The sequence below is a fragment of the Ruegeria sp. AN11 genome (assembly GCF_056536005.1).
Genome location: NZ_JBQFJD010000001.1, coordinates 1,473,392 through 1,491,314 on the forward strand (window position 1 = coordinate 1,473,392; position 17,923 = coordinate 1,491,314).

The 17,923-nt window shown below is 58.9% G+C and carries 18 protein-coding genes; 7 read left to right on the top strand and 11 right to left on the bottom strand.

Going from position 1 to position 17,923, the window contains the following annotated elements:
- The first annotated feature begins 82 nt into the window (after window positions 1–82).
- Window positions 83–520, top strand: coding sequence for a DMT family transporter (locus tag ACR3EQ_RS07270; RefSeq protein ID WP_170609975.1), 438 nt, complete (start codon window positions 83–85; stop codon window positions 518–520).
- Here the strand turns inward: ACR3EQ_RS07270 and ACR3EQ_RS07275 are convergent.
- The 3 genes from ACR3EQ_RS07275 to ACR3EQ_RS07285 form a co-directional block, all read right to left on the bottom strand.
- Window positions 504–1,190 carry an ABC transporter ATP-binding protein gene (locus tag ACR3EQ_RS07275; protein ID WP_170609973.1) on the bottom strand — a complete coding sequence of 229 codons (687 nt, stop codon included), beginning with the start codon at window positions 1,188–1,190 and terminating at the stop codon, window positions 504–506. The genes ACR3EQ_RS07270 and ACR3EQ_RS07275 overlap by 17 nt on opposite strands.
- The gene (locus ACR3EQ_RS07280) at window positions 1,183–2,478 is read right to left on the bottom strand and encodes a lipoprotein-releasing ABC transporter permease subunit (protein ID WP_170609971.1); all 1,296 of its coding nucleotides are present in this window, start codon (window positions 2,476–2,478) and stop codon (window positions 1,183–1,185) included. The genes ACR3EQ_RS07275 and ACR3EQ_RS07280 overlap by 8 nt, the downstream gene beginning before the upstream one ends.
- An 83-nt stretch (window positions 2,479–2,561) precedes the next feature.
- A complete protein-coding gene (locus tag ACR3EQ_RS07285; protein WP_170609969.1) occupies window positions 2,562–3,548 on the bottom strand; it encodes a DUF6492 family protein in 987 nt (328 codons plus the stop codon).
- 357 nt (window positions 3,549–3,905) lie between these two features.
- Here ACR3EQ_RS07285 and ACR3EQ_RS07290 point away from each other — a divergent pair, with 357 nt between their 5' ends.
- Window positions 3,906–4,241, top strand: coding sequence for a hypothetical protein (locus ACR3EQ_RS07290; protein ID WP_321252154.1), 336 nt, complete (start codon window positions 3,906–3,908; stop codon window positions 4,239–4,241).
- Window positions 4,242–4,250: 9 nt separating this feature from the next.
- Here ACR3EQ_RS07290 and ACR3EQ_RS07295 read toward each other — a convergent pair whose 3' ends face one another.
- Window positions 4,251–5,144 carry a glycosyltransferase family 2 protein gene (locus ACR3EQ_RS07295; protein ID WP_170816648.1) on the bottom strand — a complete coding sequence of 298 codons (894 nt, stop codon included), beginning with the start codon at window positions 5,142–5,144 and terminating at the stop codon, window positions 4,251–4,253.
- A complete protein-coding gene (proS, locus tag ACR3EQ_RS07300; protein ID WP_170816649.1) occupies window positions 5,128–6,468 on the bottom strand; it encodes a proline--tRNA ligase in 1,341 nt (446 codons plus the stop codon). The genes ACR3EQ_RS07295 and proS overlap by 17 nt, the downstream gene beginning before the upstream one ends.
- A gap of 168 nt (window positions 6,469–6,636) precedes the next feature.
- Between proS and ACR3EQ_RS07305 the strand changes: the two genes are divergently transcribed.
- The 5 genes from ACR3EQ_RS07305 (at window position 6,637) to ACR3EQ_RS07325 (ending at window position 12,423) form a co-directional block, all read left to right on the top strand.
- Window positions 6,637–8,001 (top strand): FAD-dependent oxidoreductase, encoded by a 1,365-nt coding sequence (locus tag ACR3EQ_RS07305; RefSeq protein WP_480440466.1) that lies wholly within the window; start codon window positions 6,637–6,639, stop codon window positions 7,999–8,001.
- Window positions 8,001–8,975: an isopenicillin N synthase family dioxygenase gene (locus ACR3EQ_RS07310; RefSeq protein ID WP_480490219.1), complete on the top strand. Its 975-nt coding sequence runs from the start codon at window positions 8,001–8,003 to the stop codon at window positions 8,973–8,975. The genes ACR3EQ_RS07305 and ACR3EQ_RS07310 overlap by 1 nt, the downstream gene beginning before the upstream one ends.
- 90 nt (window positions 8,976–9,065) lie before the next feature.
- Window positions 9,066–10,139: an AI-2E family transporter gene (locus ACR3EQ_RS07315; RefSeq protein ID WP_170609960.1), complete on the top strand. Its 1,074-nt coding sequence runs from the start codon at window positions 9,066–9,068 to the stop codon at window positions 10,137–10,139.
- Window positions 10,140–10,820, top strand: a complete 681-nt coding sequence (locus tag ACR3EQ_RS07320) for a GTPase domain-containing protein (protein WP_170609959.1) — start codon at window positions 10,140–10,142, stop codon at window positions 10,818–10,820. It begins immediately after the preceding gene.
- Between the two features lie 58 nt (window positions 10,821–10,878).
- Window positions 10,879–12,423: a Ppx/GppA family phosphatase gene (locus tag ACR3EQ_RS07325; RefSeq protein WP_170609957.1), complete on the top strand. Its 1,545-nt coding sequence runs from the start codon at window positions 10,879–10,881 to the stop codon at window positions 12,421–12,423.
- A gap of 14 nt (window positions 12,424–12,437) precedes the next feature.
- Here ACR3EQ_RS07325 and ACR3EQ_RS07330 read toward each other — a convergent pair whose 3' ends face one another.
- From ACR3EQ_RS07330 to scpA, 6 genes are all read right to left on the bottom strand, one after another.
- Window positions 12,438–12,812 (bottom strand): hypothetical protein, encoded by a 375-nt coding sequence (locus ACR3EQ_RS07330; RefSeq protein WP_170609955.1) that lies wholly within the window; start codon window positions 12,810–12,812, stop codon window positions 12,438–12,440.
- Window positions 12,813–12,850: 38 nt separating this feature from the next.
- A complete protein-coding gene (locus tag ACR3EQ_RS07335; RefSeq protein ID WP_170619111.1) occupies window positions 12,851–13,864 on the bottom strand; it encodes an endonuclease/exonuclease/phosphatase family protein in 1,014 nt (337 codons plus the stop codon).
- Between the two features lie 4 nt (window positions 13,865–13,868).
- A complete protein-coding gene (locus tag ACR3EQ_RS07340) occupies window positions 13,869–14,549 on the bottom strand; it encodes a molecular chaperone DjiA (protein WP_170609951.1) in 681 nt (226 codons plus the stop codon).
- Between the two features lie 45 nt (window positions 14,550–14,594).
- Entirely contained in the window at window positions 14,595–15,083 is a 489-nt protein-coding gene (locus tag ACR3EQ_RS07345; protein WP_170681991.1) for a GNAT family N-acetyltransferase, read from the bottom strand.
- A complete protein-coding gene (locus ACR3EQ_RS07350; protein WP_480490221.1) occupies window positions 15,080–15,676 on the bottom strand; it encodes a VOC family protein in 597 nt (198 codons plus the stop codon). Before ACR3EQ_RS07350 ends, ACR3EQ_RS07345 begins: the two co-directional genes overlap by 4 nt.
- Before the next feature lie 108 nt (window positions 15,677–15,784).
- Window positions 15,785–17,911: a methylmalonyl-CoA mutase gene (gene scpA / locus ACR3EQ_RS07355; protein ID WP_170609945.1), complete on the bottom strand. Its 2,127-nt coding sequence runs from the start codon at window positions 17,909–17,911 to the stop codon at window positions 15,785–15,787.
- Between the last annotated feature and the right edge of the window lie 12 nt (window positions 17,912–17,923).

Consider the following 17,923-nt stretch of genomic DNA (forward strand, 5'->3'; position numbering starts at 1 on the left):
AGGATTGGCAATTGCAGGCTTGCCCGTTCTGCGGCTAGGGGCAATGATCCAGATCAACGCAACAAGGGCAAAGGATCGGGCAATGACACAATACGCAGCCATCATGCTGGCAGCCGGAGTCGGCGTGCCTCTGCTGGCGGGTCTGAATGCGGCCTTGGGTAAACTGATCGGGTCGCCGACCACGGCGGCAGTGGTTCTGTTCGCCGTTGCCCTGACCGCTTCGGCGCTGGTCATGTTGGTGTTTCCCGGCTTCGACGCGCTTTCAAAAATTTCAGAAGCCCCGAAACACCTGTTCCTCGGCGGCGTTCTGGTCGCCTTTTATGTGTTGTCCATCACCCACGTGGCCCCGCATTTTGGCGTCGGTAACGCAGTGTTCTTTGTCCTGCTGGGCCAGTTGATCAGTGCAGCCGCCATTGACCATTTTGGTCTGTTTGGCGCCCAGATCACACCCCTAACCTGGATGCGGGCGGGCGGGATTGCTGTTATGGCAGTTGGCGTCGCCATCACTCAACTGGCTTGAGAACACCGCCGTCCAACCGCACGATCCGGTCCATCCGCGCGGCCAGATCCGGGTTGTGAGTGGCGATCAACGCCGAAAGCCCCTCACCCCGCACAAGTGACATCAGCGCATCGAAAACCTGATCCGAGGTCTCAGGGTCCAGATTGCCGGTCGGTTCATCCGCCAGCAAAACGCGCGGCGCATTGGCCAGCGCCCGGCAGAATGCAACGCGCTGTTGCTCTCCTCCTGACAGGGCCGCCGGGCGATGATCGGCGCGGGACGCAACCCCAACCCGCCCCAGCAGTGACATAGCCCGTTCACGGGCAGCTTTTTCGGATACGCCATTGGCCAGTTGCGGAAGGGTTATATTCTCAAGCGCCGTGAATTCCGGCAGCAGATGGTGGAACTGATAGACAAATCCCACATCGCGCCGCCGCAATGCTGTGCGGGTACGGTCGCCTTTGCCCGAGGCATCCTGACCCGCAATTTCAACCGATCCGGCATCGGGGGCATCAAGAAGCCCGGCAATGTGCAGAAGCGTCGACTTTCCGGCACCCGACGGTGCCACCAGCGCCACAGCCTCACCCGCGCGAAGTTCCAGATCTGCACCGCGCAGAACCTGAACCTCGCCCGGAGTGCCCCTCAGATAGGTCTTGGTCAGACCGTTCAGCCGCATCGTCACATCATTCATAGCGCAGCGCCTCAACCGGGTTCAGCCGCGCCGCACGACGAGCAGGGAAATAGGTGACAAGAAAGGACAGACCCAACGAAAGCGCGACTGCCTTGAGCACATCGGTCAGGTGCAATTCGGCGGGCAAAGCGTAGATGCCGCGAATGGACGGATCCCAGACACCGCCTCCCATGACGTAGTTCACGAAGGAAAAGATCGGATCGATATAGATGGCGAACAGGCACCCAAGGACCACGCCCATCACCGTTCCGATGATGCCGGTAAATGCGCCGCAAATGAAAAACACCCGCAGAACGGACCCTTCACTCAGACCGATGGTGCGCAGGATGCCGATGTCCCGCCCCTTGTTCTTGACCAGCATGATCAGGCCGGAGACGATATTCATCGCCGCGATCAGCACCAGGATCGACAGGATGATGAACATCACGTTGTCCTCTACCTCGAGCGCGCGCAAGAACCCGCCCGAAGCGTCCTGCCATGTCCAGATCTGGCTGCGTTCGCCTGCGGCTTCGAGTATCGGTATCAGGATCGGGTTGAGAGTCTCGGGCTGCGTTACCATTACCTCGATCTCGTCCGCGACACCTTCGCGGTTGAAAAAGCTCTGCGCCCTGTCAAACGGCATGTAGACCCTGGTCCGGTCAATATCGTAGCGGCCGGCCGAAAAGACATAGACCACGCGGTAAGCATTCACCCGCGGCGACGTGCCAAAGGCGGTTTTGACCCCGTTGGGCGAGGTCAGCTTGATCGTATCGCCGACTGTCGCCCCGATGCTGCGGGCAACACCCGAACCCAGGGCAACTACTTCTTCACCGTCCTGAAACCCGGACAGATCACCAATGGCTTGTTCACTTTCAGCAATACCCGGCAAATCCCGCAGGTCGTCGGGGCGAATGCCAAAGACCTCGACCCCGCTGCTGCGGTCGCGGTTGGTGATCAGCACTTGTCCCTTGACCAACGGCGCGGCCCGCTCGACCCCGTCAACCTGCGCGATACGCGCGGCCATGCGGTCAAAGTCCGCAATCGTCCTGTCCACGCTGCCCTGCTGACCCACCTGGCCAGCCGAATAGACGGTGACATGCGCGTTGGCTCCCAAAATGGTACCGACAAACTCGGACCGGAACCCGGACCGCACCGCCAGGGTCGCGATCAGGGCAAACACGGCCAGGGTGATCCCGATCAGGGAAATCCAGGTCATCACGCTGACGCCGCCTTCGGCGCGACGAGCGCGCAGATAACGCCAGGCGATTTTCCATTCAAAAGGGGCAAAGGGCGGGGGTGTGGTGGCCATGCCTGCTCCGGTTTTTCTGTTTGCGGCGACCCTTTCGGCATTTGCCCGGATGGTCAAGCGACTTGTCACCGCCAGTGTCTTTGCTAGCCGGAAAGGGCCGAAGTTTGATCCAATACAGCCTTTGTTCTGGCCGGGTCGCTGATGCCGCGGCTTTCCAATGCCTTGAATACCCGTTCGCGCAGATCTTCGGGCAGTTTCGAAACCGCCCGATTGTGCAATCCAAGGCTGAGTGACTGCGGATAGTCCAGTCGTGACACCTGCGCGCTCAGAACGTCCTGCGAATAGGTGGGCCACATACCGACGCTGTTGTTTTCAATCGGCTGAAACCAAGGTACGTAACCTTCAGGTGAGCCCATACAAAACGCGTTAAGTAGCATGAACTCGGAAGGCCGCCGCCGCGACGCAAAGAGAGCCTGCACCGAACCGTAACGCGCATTGATTTCGTCCAGCAGCGCCAAAACAAGCGATCTTCGGACCGGGAACGGTGTCGCAAAGTTCGTTGTTTCAAGATCGGTAGTACCGGGTTTGTTAACCCCAAGCGCCTCCAAACTCTCAGACAACCAATTGCGGTGAAAATCGCTTTGAACCGGAATGAACGGGATTTGGGCGGCGCCATCCTGTGAAAAGAACTCAGATTGCTCGAAAGCGCGCAAAAACAGGTTCTTGGTATCCAGGATAACGATATTCTCGGCATCTACCACGCGTGCGGCACCCAGTTTCAGCACCTGCTGAGCGCGATACCCGTTGTTGCCCCGCCACCCGCCTTTTCGGGCGAACGGAATCCGGAAACGGTTCTCGATCAGGACCCGGTCACGCCAGGGCCGTTCTGAACAATGCCCGGTGCCCAGCAATACGTCGTCGCCGCTTAGCACCTTAACCTTGGGCAGCAACGGACCATAAGACGGCAGGATTGGATCGATCTTCTGTCTGAGCGACGCCTCGTCAATGTCGTTCATGATAACATGGATCGATGCGACACTTCGGGGGTCAACGAACCGGGCAAATGACAGCGCCTGCAATTCCAGCAAGGGATAGTCCTTGGAATACACAACCGTTGCAAAACTCAGCACGTCCGTATCCCCCGTCTGAACCAGACTGATTTACCACTCTGATATCTTGTGTCCAGCCCGGCAATTGCAATGCCGGAACGAATCAAACGCGGTCGGTCCGTCTGGAAGGGCTCGGGCTTAAGGCGACAGAGTAACAAGCGGGCTATACCAATAGTTGTGACATCCTTCACAGACAGCGCTGAATTGTTTCACCTATGATATCAATGCGGGCATTGCGTGAATTATTGAACTCAAAATGCAACATTTTCAGAGTAATTTTATTTCAAATTTTGATTATTCTGAGAAATTTTGACACCCTGTAATGGGGAACACATTTCAGAGCGGGGGTCGCTCATGTTAATTAAGCGGAAGACTGAGGTGTCGGGTTCTATTGTGGCCCGAACGGCATCCACAGAACTCGATTGCGAAACAGCGGCTCTGCTGCGCGCAGCAATCCGCCCGTTATTCGCCAGCGCGGCAAGCTGGGGTAGCCTGGCTGACATCCTGAAAGACAAGGGATACAGGCTGGCATTCCGAAAGGGCCGCCTGTGCATCACCGACAGAACATCCGGCGAGCGGGTCTGTGGACTGCGTTTTCTTGGGTTCGAATTCAAGGATCTGGTGCGTAAGCTTGGGCGTCCGATTGTCGTCGCCCATGGCGGGCAGGCAGATGGAGAAGTTCTTGCGGCACGCCCATCCCGGAACGGCACTTGAATTAAGAAACTAGAACTTTCGCCAAAACTGCACCGAACGGCGCAGGGTCTTAAACAGGCAATGGCGCGCGGCCAGTTTGATCGCCTCGGGCGTATCAGGTCGACGCAGAACTTCAAGCATCAGGTTGGCCGGCATGTGTCCGCGCCGATAGTATCCAAAGAAATCCTGCTGCGTCAGCCCATGGGCCGTCTTGAAATCCGCGTAGTATTGCATCCAGACACGGGTATAGTCCTGCCCTGTTGCCTCATCGTCGCTGGTCACACCTCTTTCCCAGAACAACGAGACCGGATCATCCATCCGCTCACCCTGATAGCCGCCACCGACCAGGCGCAGCATCAGGTCGTAATCGGCGGCAACGCGAAACTGCGTGTCATGTCCGCCCAGTGCAAGAAAGACATCCCGTTTTATGAAAACCGAGTTATGGCAGAACGGCATCCGCTGCAGGACCGCCGTAAGTGACATCCGTTTCTCCCGGCTTTCCGATCCGTCCGCGTGTTTGCGCAGTGTCGACCCGAACAGGAAATCGGGCGCGGTTGCCTCAAGCCGATCCGCCGCCATGTTAAGCACATCATCTGACGCCAGGGCGTCGTCCGAGTTCAGGAACAGCAGATACGTTCCGCGCGCGGCCTGTGCCCCCTTGTTCATCGCATCGTACAGACCGGCATCCGGTGCACTGATCACGCGTGTACGCAGGGCGTCTGCCGTCGCCTCATTCAAAAACGCAGTGGTTCCATCCGACGAAGCGCCATCCTGAATGACGTGCTCGGCCCGAACGCAGTTCTGCCGCGCCATGCATTCGATGACGCCCAGAAAACTGTCCTGCCGCCCTTGGGACAGCAGGTTGTAAGTCGCCGTGATCACCGAGATCAGCGGCGTGTCGGTCTGCTCAGGCGATCTGCTCATAAATCCCGGCGATCTTGGTGACCGCGGCCTCGGGGCTCAGTTCCTCACTTTCGCCGGTGCGACGGCTGGTCAGTTCGACCACACCGTTCTTCAGGCCGCGCGGACCGACAGTGATGCGCCACGGCAGGCCGATCAGGTCCATGGTTGCGAATTTGCCCCCTGCCCGCTCGTTGCGGTCATCATAAAGCGGCTCAAGCCCCAGCGCGGTCAGTGCCTTGTAGATCCTTTCGCAAGCCGTATCCGCTTCTTCATCACCCTGTTTCAGGTTGACGATACCGCAATGGAACGGGGTCACGCCCTCCGGCCAGATGATGCCCTTGTCGTCATGGCTGGCTTCGATGATCGCGCCGATCAGGCGGCTGACACCGATGCCGTGGCTGCCCATGTGGACCGGAACCGGCTTACCGTCGGGGCCTTGCACGGTTGCACCCAGCGGTTCGGAATACTTGGTGCCGAAATAGAAGATCTGGCCGACCTCGATTCCGCGCGCGACGCGGCGGCGCTCTTCCGGGATCTGGTTGAACAGCGCCTCGTCATGGGTTTCGTCGGTGCGCGCGTATTTCGAGGTGAACTCCTCGAGGATCGCCTGACACTGCTCGCGGTTGTCATAATCGATCACGCGGTCGCCAAAGGTCAGATCGGTGACGGCGCTGTCATAGAAGACCTCGGATTCGCCGGTATCGGCCAGAACAAGGAACTCATGCGTGTCGTCACCACCGATGGGGCCGGAATCGGCACGCATTGGGATGGCTTGCAGCCCCATACGCTCGTAAGTGCGCAGGTAGCTGACCAGATGGCGGTTATATGCGTGCAGCGCGTCTTCCTTGTTCAGGTCGAAATTGTAGCCGTCCTTCATATAGAATTCACGACCACGCATCACGCCGAAACGGGGGCGGATTTCATCGCGGAATTTCCACTGAATCTGATAGAGGGTCAGCGGCAGATCCTTGTAGCTGCTGACATGGCCACGGAAGATGTCGGTCACCAGTTCCTCAGCCGTCGGCGTATACAACATGTCGCGCCCGTGACGGTCCTGCATTCGCAGCATTTCCTGACCGTAATCGTCGTAACGTCCGGATTCGCGCCACAGGTCCGCGGATTGCAAAATAGGCATCTGGATGGCGATGTGACCCGCCCGCGCCTGTTCCTCGTGCACGATGTTTTCCAACTTGCGCAGAACTTTGAAACCCAACGGCAGCCACGAATAAATCCCGGCCGCGGCCTGTTTGATCATCCCGGCGCGCAGCATCAGCCGGTGGCTGACGATCTGGGCCTCCGAGGGGGTTTCCTTGAGAACGGGCAGAAAGTAACGGCTGAGGCGCATTGTATGACCTTCAAAGGTGAGAATTCGACTTCAAAGCTGCTTATTGCAAAGCCCCGCCGGGGGCAATCGGCCATTGGCGATTTTGCGACCTCGGAGCAGTCGGTTTTTTGATTGACCCGCCAGTCAGCATTCAAGATGGTAGCGGGAACATTTTCTCAGGAGGTCCCCGTGCAAACCATTCAGGAACCCGCCCGCCAGATCCCCGTAGTTCATCAGACCGACGTTCTAGTTGTAGGTTCCGGCCCCGCCGGCCTTGCCGCCGCACTGGCAGCGGCACGGGCGGGGGCGGAAGTGTCCTTGGTCGACCGCTTCGGTTGCATGGGGGGGAACATCACCGCTGTCGGGGTCGAAGGTTTCGCCTGGTATCGCCACGAACAGACGGTCGAAGCTGGCGGCATCGGCATGGAGTTCGAAACCCGTGCCAAGGAGATGGGCGCTGCGGTGCCGGAAAGCCAGTCGCTTAGCTATGAGCTCGACAGCGAGGGCTTCAAACTGGTGGCAGACAAGCTGGTCGAAGAAGCTGGCGTGCATCCGATGCTGCACCGTCAGTTTGTTGCGCCGATCATGGAAGGCAACAGGATCACCGGGATCATAACCGAATCCAAGGCAGGGCGCGAGGCGATACTGGCCAAGGTGGTGATTGATGCCACCGGGGACGCTGATGTGGCTCACCGTGCAGGCGCACCGACCCACAAGACCCCACGCGAAGACATGATGGCGGCCTCGGTCATGTTCCATCTGGCCGGCGTCGACAAACGCGCATTCATGGAAGGTGTCAAGTCCGACCCGCAAACCTATAAGGACTGGGGCGGCGGCGGTGAGTGGAATATCGAGACGAGCGGCAAAGAAGACGACATGTTCTCACCCTTCGTGCACAAACCGTTCCAACAAGCCATTGATGAGGGGCTGATCCCGCCGCATCTGAACACCATCGCCGGTACATGGGGTGCAATGCATGACACGGGTGAGCTGACCTACATGAACCTCATCCATCTGGCCGAGATAGACGGCACCGACCCCGACAGCCTGACGCGGGGCGAGATCGAAGGCCGACGTCAGTCGATGCTGGCCATCGAGGCGCTGCGCCGGTTCATGCCCGGTTGTGAAAACGCCCGTCTGCGGAACTTTGGAATGACTATCGGCATCCGCGACACCCGTAAGATCGACGCGATCTATAACATGACCGAGGATGACGCCCGCCATCAGGGTCGGTTCGAAGACACGATCGGCATCTACCCCGAGTTCATCGACGGCTATGGCATCCTGATCTTGCCGACCACAGGCCGATACATGCAGGTCCCTTACCGATCCATGCTGCCAAAAGGTGTGCAGGGCCTGCTGGTGGCGGGGCGTTCGCACGGCGCAGACCGCGTCGCCCATGCCGCGACCCGAAACATGGCCTGTTGTGCTGTCATGGGTCAGGGCGCCGGAATTGCAGCGGCGTTGTCCCTCAAAAGCAATCAGGACGTGCACGAATTGAACCTGAGCCCGGTTCACGCCGAACTTGAACGCCAAGGGGTGAGGATCAACTGATGGACCATATACCTACAATCGACATTGCCCCCCTGAACGACAAGGCTCATCCGGGCTTTGACACCACCGTTCAGCAAATCCTGAACGCTTGCACCAGCATCGGCTTCCTATCGATTACAGGCACCGGCGTTCCCCCGGATATGGTCGAGCAGGTTCGGGACTGCGTTCGTGAGATCTTCGGCGTCGATGACAGCAGCAAATGGGATCAGGCCATCACCCGTGACAATTATCGCGGCTATATTCCCATGGGATTTTTTACCCCGAACGACGGATCGGGGACCGCCGACAAATACGAAGGCTACAAGTTGCACTTCGAAACCTCATCGGATGCGCGTATCCGTCAGGACTGCGCGCTTTATGGGCCAAATCTCTGGCCACGCGAAGTCTCGGGCGCTCGGGACGTCATCCTGAATTACTGGGCTGAACTGGATCGCGTAACAGACCATTTGCTTGGGGCGCTGGAAGTCGGGTTGAAGCTTGAGCCGGATAGTCTGCGCGACGCTTTCCGCGATCCGATGACCAATATGACTTTGCTGCATTACCCACCTCAGGCCGCCGAGGAAGCGGGCTATGGCATTCATCCGCACAAAGATACCGACGCACTGACCATCATCGCGCCCGATCCCGTCGGCGGGCTTGAGGTTCAGACGCGGGCCGGAGACTGGATTACTCCGGATTGCCCGCCCGGAGGCTTTGTCGTCAATATCGGCGACATGCTGGAGCTTTGGTCGGGGGGACGGTTGAAATCAACTCCGCACCGGGTCGTCAACCGCTCGGGGCGGGAACGGTATTCCTTTCCGTATTTCGCCGTGCCGCGTCATGATGTTGTCATCCAACCCCAATTGCCACCCCTACCCGGCTTTGACCGGCCCGCAGTCCATTGCGGGCACTGGTCGGCAGAGATATGGCGCACAAACTGGTCAGATGAAACGGCGGATGAGGAAACCCCCGAACTGGGAACATTGCACAGCTGACACCCCAAAATCTCAGCGGGCATGAACCACTTGCATCGCGGGCGCGCATGGGCCAAGAACACGTGCAAGAGCCAAACTCAGGGGACCGATATGGCCTTGCCCGTTAAGGATCAGCTCAGATACTGGGGCATCGCCGCAGTGGTGATTGCCCTTCTTTTGTGGGCTCTTGGGGACGTGCTTCTGCCCTTCGTCATCGGTGGTGCGATTGCATATTTTCTGGATCCGGTCGCGGATCGGCTTGAAAATTTGGGTCTCTCGCGCATGGCGGCGACGGGCATCATAACCGTCGTTGGTGTGCTGGGTTTCGTCCTGGCCATCCTGATGGTAGTTCCCGCATTGATCACTCAGCTGATCGATCTGGTCGAGATCATGCCCAGCCTGTTCAAGGAACTGCGCGGGTTTATCGAACGACAATTCCCGTCCCTGCTGGACCGTCAGTCCAACTCGCATCAGTTTCTGGTTTCTCTTGGCGAGACCCTGAAGTCGAAGACCGGCGATGTCCTGCAAACGGTCGTCGCCTCGTTGGGGTCGGCAATAAACGTGGTCGTTTTGCTGGTCATCGTGCCGGTGGTTACCGTTTACCTGCTGCTGGACTGGGACCGCATGATTGCTCGAATAGCCGAGCTTTTGCCGCGTGACCATGCGCCGACAATCAAGAAACTGGCCGGGGAAATCGATGATGTCCTGGCCTCGTTCGTACGGGGCATGGGAACGGTCTGTCTGATCCTGGGCACGTACTATGCCATCGCGCTGATGCTTGTCGGCCTGCAGTTCGGGCTGATTGTCGGGTTCATTGCCGGACTCGTCACCTTCATCCCGTATCTGGGGGCGCTGATCGGCGGCACGCTGGCGATCGGGCTGGCGCTGTTTCAGTTCTGGGGTGACTGGGCCCATATCGGGCTGGTCGCTGGTGTATTCGCACTTGGGCAAGTGACCGAAGGCAATTTCCTGACACCCAAACTTGTCGGCAATTCGGTCGGCCTGCATCCGGTCTGGCTGCTGCTGGCGCTGTCCGTGTTTGGGGCACTGTTCGGTTTTGTGGGCATGTTGGTGGCTGTTCCGGTCGCCGCAGCACTCGGCGTACTGGCCCGGTTTGCCACTTCGAAATATCTGGAAAGCCGCCTGTATACCGGGCTGGAAGGGCTGGATCAGGAAGACAAGTGAATGGCACGCCAGCTCAGCTTTGACCTTCCGGCGAAAACCGCGCTGGGACGCGAGGATTTTTTTGTTTCCCCCGCCAACGCTCTGGCGGTGGCAATGATTTCCGCCTCGTCCTGGCCAGGCAACAAACTGGTGCTCAGCGGACCGGCAGGTTCGGGGAAAACACATCTGTCGCATGTATGGGCGGCGGAAACCGGCGGACGGATCATTTCGGCCACCGATCTGAAGCACGGCGAGGTGCCCGAGTTGGCCCAGACTTCGGTCGCGGTCGAAGATGTACCCATGATCGCAGCCGACGCTGAAAAACAGAAAACGCTGTTTCATCTGCACAATCTTGTTCTGGCCGAAGGCCACGCGCTGTTGATGACCGGACGGCTGGCGCCGAAGCTTTGGCAGCTGCCTCTGGCCGATTTGCAAAGCCGTATCGAAGGCGCCCATCAGGTCGCCCTGGACCCGCCCGATGACGCCCTTCTGGGGGCCGTGCTGGCCAAGCTGTTCGTGGACCGGCAGCTCAACCCCGGACCCGAGGTGATTTCCTATCTGGTCAAGCACATGGACCGGCGTTTCGAAACGGCGGCAGAGGTCGTGGCCCAACTGGACAAGCTCGCACTGTCGGAAAGACGCGACATCACTCGGGCGCTGGCGATCCGGGTTCTGAAACACCATGCCGGCGACGGCCATTGAAGAGATTGACCCGAATCCGGTGATTTCGCATCCTGAGACAGGAATATCTGGGAAAGACATGGATCAGACTATCGATACCACCATCCCCGACTGGGGACCTTTCGGAAGACCGCTATTTTCTGATCCCCGCGTCAGGGACTTGTCCCGGGTCGGTGTTGTCGATGTCGGGTCGAACTCGGTCCGTATGGTCATATTTGACGGGGCGGCCCGCTCACCCGCGTATTTCTACAACGAAAAGGTGATGTGCGAACTGGGCGCGGGTCTGTCGGAGACCGGGCACCTGAACCCCAGAGGGCGTGTTCGCGCCTTGGATGCCCTGCGCCGGTTCCAGCATCTGGCCGACAACCTTGATCTGCCCGGTCTGCACGTTGTCGCAACCGCCGCAGTACGCGAAGCCAAGGACGGGCAGGAGTTTTGCGACGAGGTCAAAGCCGAAACCGGCCTACACGTTTCGATCATTGATGGTCTGGAAGAGGCCCGTTTCTCCGCTCAAGGCGTGCTTCTGGGATGGCCGGGTGCATACGGTCTGATCTGCGATATTGGCGGTTCATCCATGGAACTGGCCGAGATCGGCGAAGGCCAGACCGGTCGCCGCGTGACATCCGCGCTGGGTCCGTTGAAATTGCGGGACATTAAAGGCGGGCGTCGTGCCCGCAAGGCGCACATCAAATCCACCATGGAAGAACTGCGCGATCAGTTGGGCCCCCAGCGGGATCGCCTGTTCCTGGTGGGCGGCAGCTGGCGCGCCTTTGCACGGCTGGACATGCTGCGGCGGGGTTATCCGCTGAACGTTCTGCATGAATACAGGATGACCCACAAGCAGGTGCACGAAACCATCCGGTTCATCGAAAAGGGCGACCCCGAGAAACTGCGCAGCCGGGCTGGTGTGTCCAGCTCGCGCATGGCGCTTATCCCTTATGCGATGGATGTGCTGTCCCGACTGATCCGCACTTTCAAACCCAAGGACATCGCCATTTCAAGCTATGGAATCCGCGAAGGGCTTCTGTACGAACAGATGCCGCAAAGCCTGCGCGATTGCGACCCGCTGATCGAGGCCAGCCGCTTTTCGGAAGCCAAGGACGCCCGTCTGCCCGGTTTTGGAAAACATCTGTTCGATTTCGTCATGCCGCTGTTCAAATCGGCCCCGTCAACCCGCGTCCGGCTGGTCAAGGCCGCTTGCCTTCTGCACGATGTCAGTTGGCGCGCTCATCCCGATTATCGGGCAGAGGTCTGTTTCGACTACGTGACCCGCGCCAACCTGGGTGGGCTGAAGCATTCGGAACGGGTGTTCATTGGTCTGGCGTTGCAGCACCGCTACCGCAACAAACGCGAAGGCAACCGGTTCGCGCCACAATATGAACTGCTGGATGAAGAGGGTCAGAAGCAGGCCGAGATTCTGGGCAAGGCAATGCGTTTTGGCGCAATGCTGTGGATGAAGAATGACGCCACGATGGGCAAACTTCGTTATTTCCCAAAGAAACGCCAGTTGGATCTGATTTTGCCAAAAGCCGCCGAACCGCTGTTCAACGAAACCGCCGAAGCACGCTTCGGCTCTCTGGCTCAGGCATTGAAGTCCGAGACCAAGGTTATCATCAAGGGGTAATCCCCTGTAAACGCTCAGATATCCGTTACACCTTCGTCCGGCTCTGGTTTTTCCTCAAGAGTTTGCGGGGTGTCGTCCTGCGGTTTCCGGCGGATGATGATATCGCCATTGGGCAGGATCTCCGGTGCCTCATAAACGCTCCAATCCTGTATCTCCTTGGTCATTTCTGCCAGTGCCGGTCCCATTTCCTCAAAAAAGGACAGCATGGCAGGACCAAACTGTTCAGCCAGGTCGCGCAAATCATCGAGCGTGGGCTCCATTTCCTTGCGCAGGCCTTCGAAGAAAAGCTCGGCGCCGCGCTCCATCAGGGACTTGCCGGTATCTTCCTGCGCGCTGGCTGGGAACGCAGTGGACGTCACGATCAGACTTATCAAAAGAACTCGTTTCATGCGGCCAAACATAAGCACTGCGGGAAGGCGTTGAAAGATCACAGGTCAATATCCAGAGTTACGGGAAAATGGTCCGAGGCCGTCAGCAGTGCGTCCCGCAATTCCGCGTTCGAACGGATCGCGTCGTCCCGCAAAGGATGCCAGATTCGCCAGACCGGATTTCGCTGGCGCAGCGGATCGCTGATCATGATGTAATCCAGCAATGCCTCAAGAAAATCTCCCTTGTCCCGGCGCACAAACCGGGCCGTCGAAGGTGTTTCCCCGCCGACAGAGCCGTAGGCGGTTGCGGCATTGGGATCAAACAAACCGGACTGCAACAAAATCTCGACGGATGAGCGCCCGAACAGGTTCTCGAACTCGTCCAGGCCCGGGCCGTCATTCAGATCACCCAGCAAAATCACCGGTTCGTCCTCGGCAATGTGCTGTTCGACGCGCCGGGCCAGCCAGATCGCCTGAGCCAGTTGTTTGCGCCGGTTGGAAATTGAAATCCGGATCGCCTCGTCCCGGCTTTCCGCGCCGTGCGGCGCTTTGGATTTCAGATGTGCCCCAATCAGGCGAAATTTCGCACCCGACTTTGTTTCCACCGCCAATTCCATCGGTGGCTTTGAAAAAAGCACAACATCCTCGGTTGCGTCGATATCCAGATCAATCCGAAATTCGGTGTCAAACCGGGGTGCTGTCTGATGGTCGAATGGCTGCGCAGACCGCGTCTTTGGATCATGGCGCACCATCAGCAACTGAGGATCAAACAAAAGTGCCAGTTCCTGATGGGTTTCATTAGCGAAGCCCATGACCGCATGAGTGGTGCGCAAATCGAATGCTTCCGCAAAACCCTGCAACGCGCGGACGGTGTTCTGCGTTTTGCCGGTGTTTGGGGCCTCAACGATCAGAATGGCATCTGCGTCGATAGCCGTCAGAACCTTGGCGATCGCCTCGACCTGCTGGGCCCGGGTGACATCATAGCGGCCGGACCAGCCGTCATCGACGATCAGACGATCCTGGCGATCAAACAAGTTGGCGAACCATTCGATATTGTAGGTCGCCAAACGCATCCGTTCAGACCTTTGCACCGTTTATTTCGTCCCAGGCGCGGTTGATGTCGATCATCTTTTTCTCGGCCAGCCGGATTGCCTCCTCGGGCACGCCGCGCGCCATCATGGCGTCAGGATGGGTTTCGCGCACTAGCTTGCGCCAGATGTTGCGAATTTCGGTCAACGGCATGTCCCTTGTCACGCCCAGAACGGTATACGGATCGTTTGGGGCATCCGGCACGAACCGGGCGCGCAGCGCCAGAAACTGAGCGTCGGTTTGCCCGAATATCCGGCTGACTTCTTCCAGAAACTCGTTTTCGTTCGGGTGATAAAACCCGTCGGCCATGGCGATGTGAAACAGGCCTTCCATCAGGTCGCACAACGTCGTGCTGTCTTCGTCGAACATCCGGGCGATCTTGCGGGCATAGTCCTGATAGCCGGCCACGTCGGTTCGGGCCATGTTGAACACCCGCGCCGCGCCTTCTTCGTCTTCGCGGGCAATCTGGAACACATCGCGAAAGGCCGTAACCTCGTCCCGCGTCACCTGCCCGTCTGCCTTGGCCATCTTGGCGCCCAGCGCGATCACAGCGATTGTAAAGGCCACCGACCTTTCGGGCGGTGAGCGCAGTTTCTCAAAAACGGCAGTCAGGCTTTCACCTTGTGCCAGTGCGCTCAGCGCATCGGATATACGGGTCCAGATCGACATGGCCGCACCCTAGCGCCACAAATCGCGCGTGTCAGGTGCGACAGATCAGTCCTGACCAATAATTTTCTGCATCAGTACCAGATCCAACCTGCGGCCCCATTTGCAGCCCACTTGGGGCATTCGTCCGACTTCGGCAAAACCGACGCGAGCGTGAAAGGCGATGGCAGCCGGATTTTCCGAGGATATTCCCGCCACAAGCACGTGGACGCTGTCGGCCCGGGCCACCTCTTCCAACCGGCTCATCAACGCGCGGCCGATCCCCTTGCCACGTGCTGATGGAGCTAGTTGAATCGAGTGCTCGCGGCATTCGGCATACCCCGGCCCGGATCGGAACCGAGTATACGAAGCGAAACCGACAACCTCGCTATCCAGTTCTGCCACCAAAAACCCCGTGCCGCGGGCTTCGATGTCGGCTGCAATTCCGGCGGTAGACCGCTCCTCGGTTGTGAACGTAACCAGGGTATCCCTGATGATCGCGTTGGTAATTTTAGCAATCGCCGGTGCATCCGCAATCTGTGCCTGCCGAACCCTCATTCCAGAACGCGACGTCCGTTTGGTGTCTCGAATTCAGCGCGCAGACCCGGCGGGCCCTGGTGAAACTCAACACCCTCAACCGGCCCGGTGCTTTGGGCAAGTTTCGCGGCTTCGGGATGGGACACCAGCAATCTCAGCAACCGGCAACCACTGGCCTGCAACATTCCCGCGGGGTGCAGATCGCCCTGCCACTGTATGAGTGCGGGATAGAGGTTGTCATAAGGCAGGCGCCCGGACGATGGCACGATCATGCGCCAGCGCAGTGCGCCGCGCTCCAAATCTGTCGGGTCGAACGGGCCACCCGGCACGGTGGCCGCCTCGATATCCTTCACACGGCAGATCCAGTTGGACAGGCGCGGTGCACCCTGAAACCGGTCCAGATCGAACCACCGGGTGCGCTCAGGTTGCGCAGCATTCGGGTCAACGGCAATCGCTTCCAGATACAAGCCATCTTCAAGTCCGAGCAGCTTGTTATAAGTACCGAATTTCTCATGCTTGCCGCCTGTCTCAAGCCTGACCCCCAAGGCGTCCTCGACATGCGCGGCGGCAGCCTCCAGCGTTTCCCCTGCGACGGCCAGATGATCCAGTTCCATTTCCACTCCACCAAAAAAGGCAGCGCAGAAACGCGCTGCCTTTCCCAGTAAAGCTGTCCTCGGACATCTGCGCCACAAGATTCTTCGTTGAAAAATCTTGTCTGGGCCTTAACCCTTGGCTTCGCCGATCAGGCGCAGAATATCCTGTGCCGCTTCGGGGATATTGGTGCCCGGACCAAAGATCGCTTTGACGCCGTGGTCGTAGAGGAACTGATAATCCTGCTGTGGGATCACCCCGCCGCAGATCACGATGATATCCTCGGCACCGGCTTTCTTGAGTTCCTCGACCAGTTGCGGGGCCAGTGTCTTGTGGCCTGCCGCCTGAGACGAGATGCCGACCACGTGGACGTCATTGTCGACGGCATCCTGGGCTGCCTCGGCCGGTGTCTGGAACAGAGGCCCAACGTCGACGTCAAACCCGATATCTGCAAAGGCGGTCGCGATCACCTTGGCACCCCGGTCATGACCATCCTGGCCCATCTTTACGACCAGCAAGCGGGGGCGGCGGCCTTCAGCCTCGGCGAAATCTTCGATGGATTTCTGGATCGCGGCAAAACCTTCGTCACCCTCATAGGCCGCTCCATAGACACCGGCCAGCGTTTTCACTTCGGCGCGGTGGCGGCCGAATTCCTTCTCCATTGCCATGCTGATCTCTCCTACGGATGCGCGGGCGCGGGCGGCCTCGACCGCAGCAGCCAGCAGGTTTCCGCCCTCTTGGGCAGTCTTCGTCAACGCGTCCAGTGCCTGTTGGCAGGCGGCCTCATCGCGGGTAGCACGGATGCGCTCCAGACGGGCAACCTGTGCCTCGCGCACGGCGACGTTGTCGACGTCGAGAATGTCGATCGGGTCTTCCTGTTCCTTGCGGTACTTGTTGACGCCGACGATCACCTCGTCACCCCGGTCGATCATGGCCTGACGACGCGCGGCACTTTCTTCGATCCGAAGCTTGGGCATGCCGCTGGCCACGGCCTTGGTCATGCCGCCCATCTCCTCGACCTCTTCCATCAGGGCCCAGGCTTTGTCGATCAGCTCGTTGGTCAGGCTTTCGACGTAGTAGGAACCCGCCAGCGGATCGACCACATCCGTCACGCCGGTTTCCTCCTGCAGGATCAATTGCGTGTTCCGCGCGATACGGGCCGAGAAATCGGTCGGCAACGCAATCGCTTCGTCCAAAGCATTTGTGTGCAGCGACTGGGTGCCGCCCAAAACCGCGCTCATCGCCTCATAGGCGGTACGGATCACATTGTTATAGGGGTCCTGTTCCTGCAGCGACACGCCGGAAGTCTGGCAATGGGTGCGCAACATCTTGGACCGTTCGGACTTTGCCCCGAACTCGGTCATCACGCGGTGCCACAGGGTCCGCGCGGCACGCAGTTTGGCAGCCTCCATAAAGAAATTCATGCCGATCGCAAAGAAGAACGACAGGCGACCTGCGAACTTGTCCACGTCCATCCCGGCTTGCGTCGCGGCACGAACATATTCGCGCCCGTCAGCCAGCGTATAGGCCAGTTCCTGCACCAGGTTCGCTCCGGCCTCTTGCATGTGATAGCCCGAAATTGAGATCGAGTTGAACTTGGGCATCTCGTTCGACGTGTAATCGATAATGTCCGAGATGATCTTCATCGACGGTTCAGGCGGATAAATATAGGTGTTGCGCACCATGAACTCTTTCAGAATGTCGTTCTGAATGGTGCCGGACAGGACGGACTTGTCGTGGCCCTGTTCTTCGCCCGCAACGATGAAGCTCGCCAGAATCGGAATCACCGCGCCGTTCATCGTCATCGAGACCGAGACCTTGTCCAGCGGGATGCCGTCGAACAGAATCTTCATGTCCTCAACGCTATCAATGGCCACACCGGCTTTACCCACGTCTCCGACAACGCGCGGGTGGTCACTGTCATAGCCCCGGTGTGTCGCCAGATCGAAGGCCACCGACACGCCCTGCTGACCGGCCGCCAGGTTGCGACGATAGAAAGCGTTCGATTCCTCGGCGGTGGAAAAGCCCGCATATTGGCGGATGGTCCACGGACGGCCTGCGTACATCGTCGCCTTCACACCGCGTGTAAACGGCCCGAAACCCGGCAAAGACCCCATATGCGGCAGTTCCGCCGTGTCCGCAGGCGTATACAGCGGTTTGACGTCGATGCCTTCCAGCGTTTCTTTGGTCAGATCATCCAACGGACGACCGCGCAGCTCTTTCTCGGCAAGCGCTTTCCAGTCCTTCGTGTCGGTCATTTCGATTTCCTC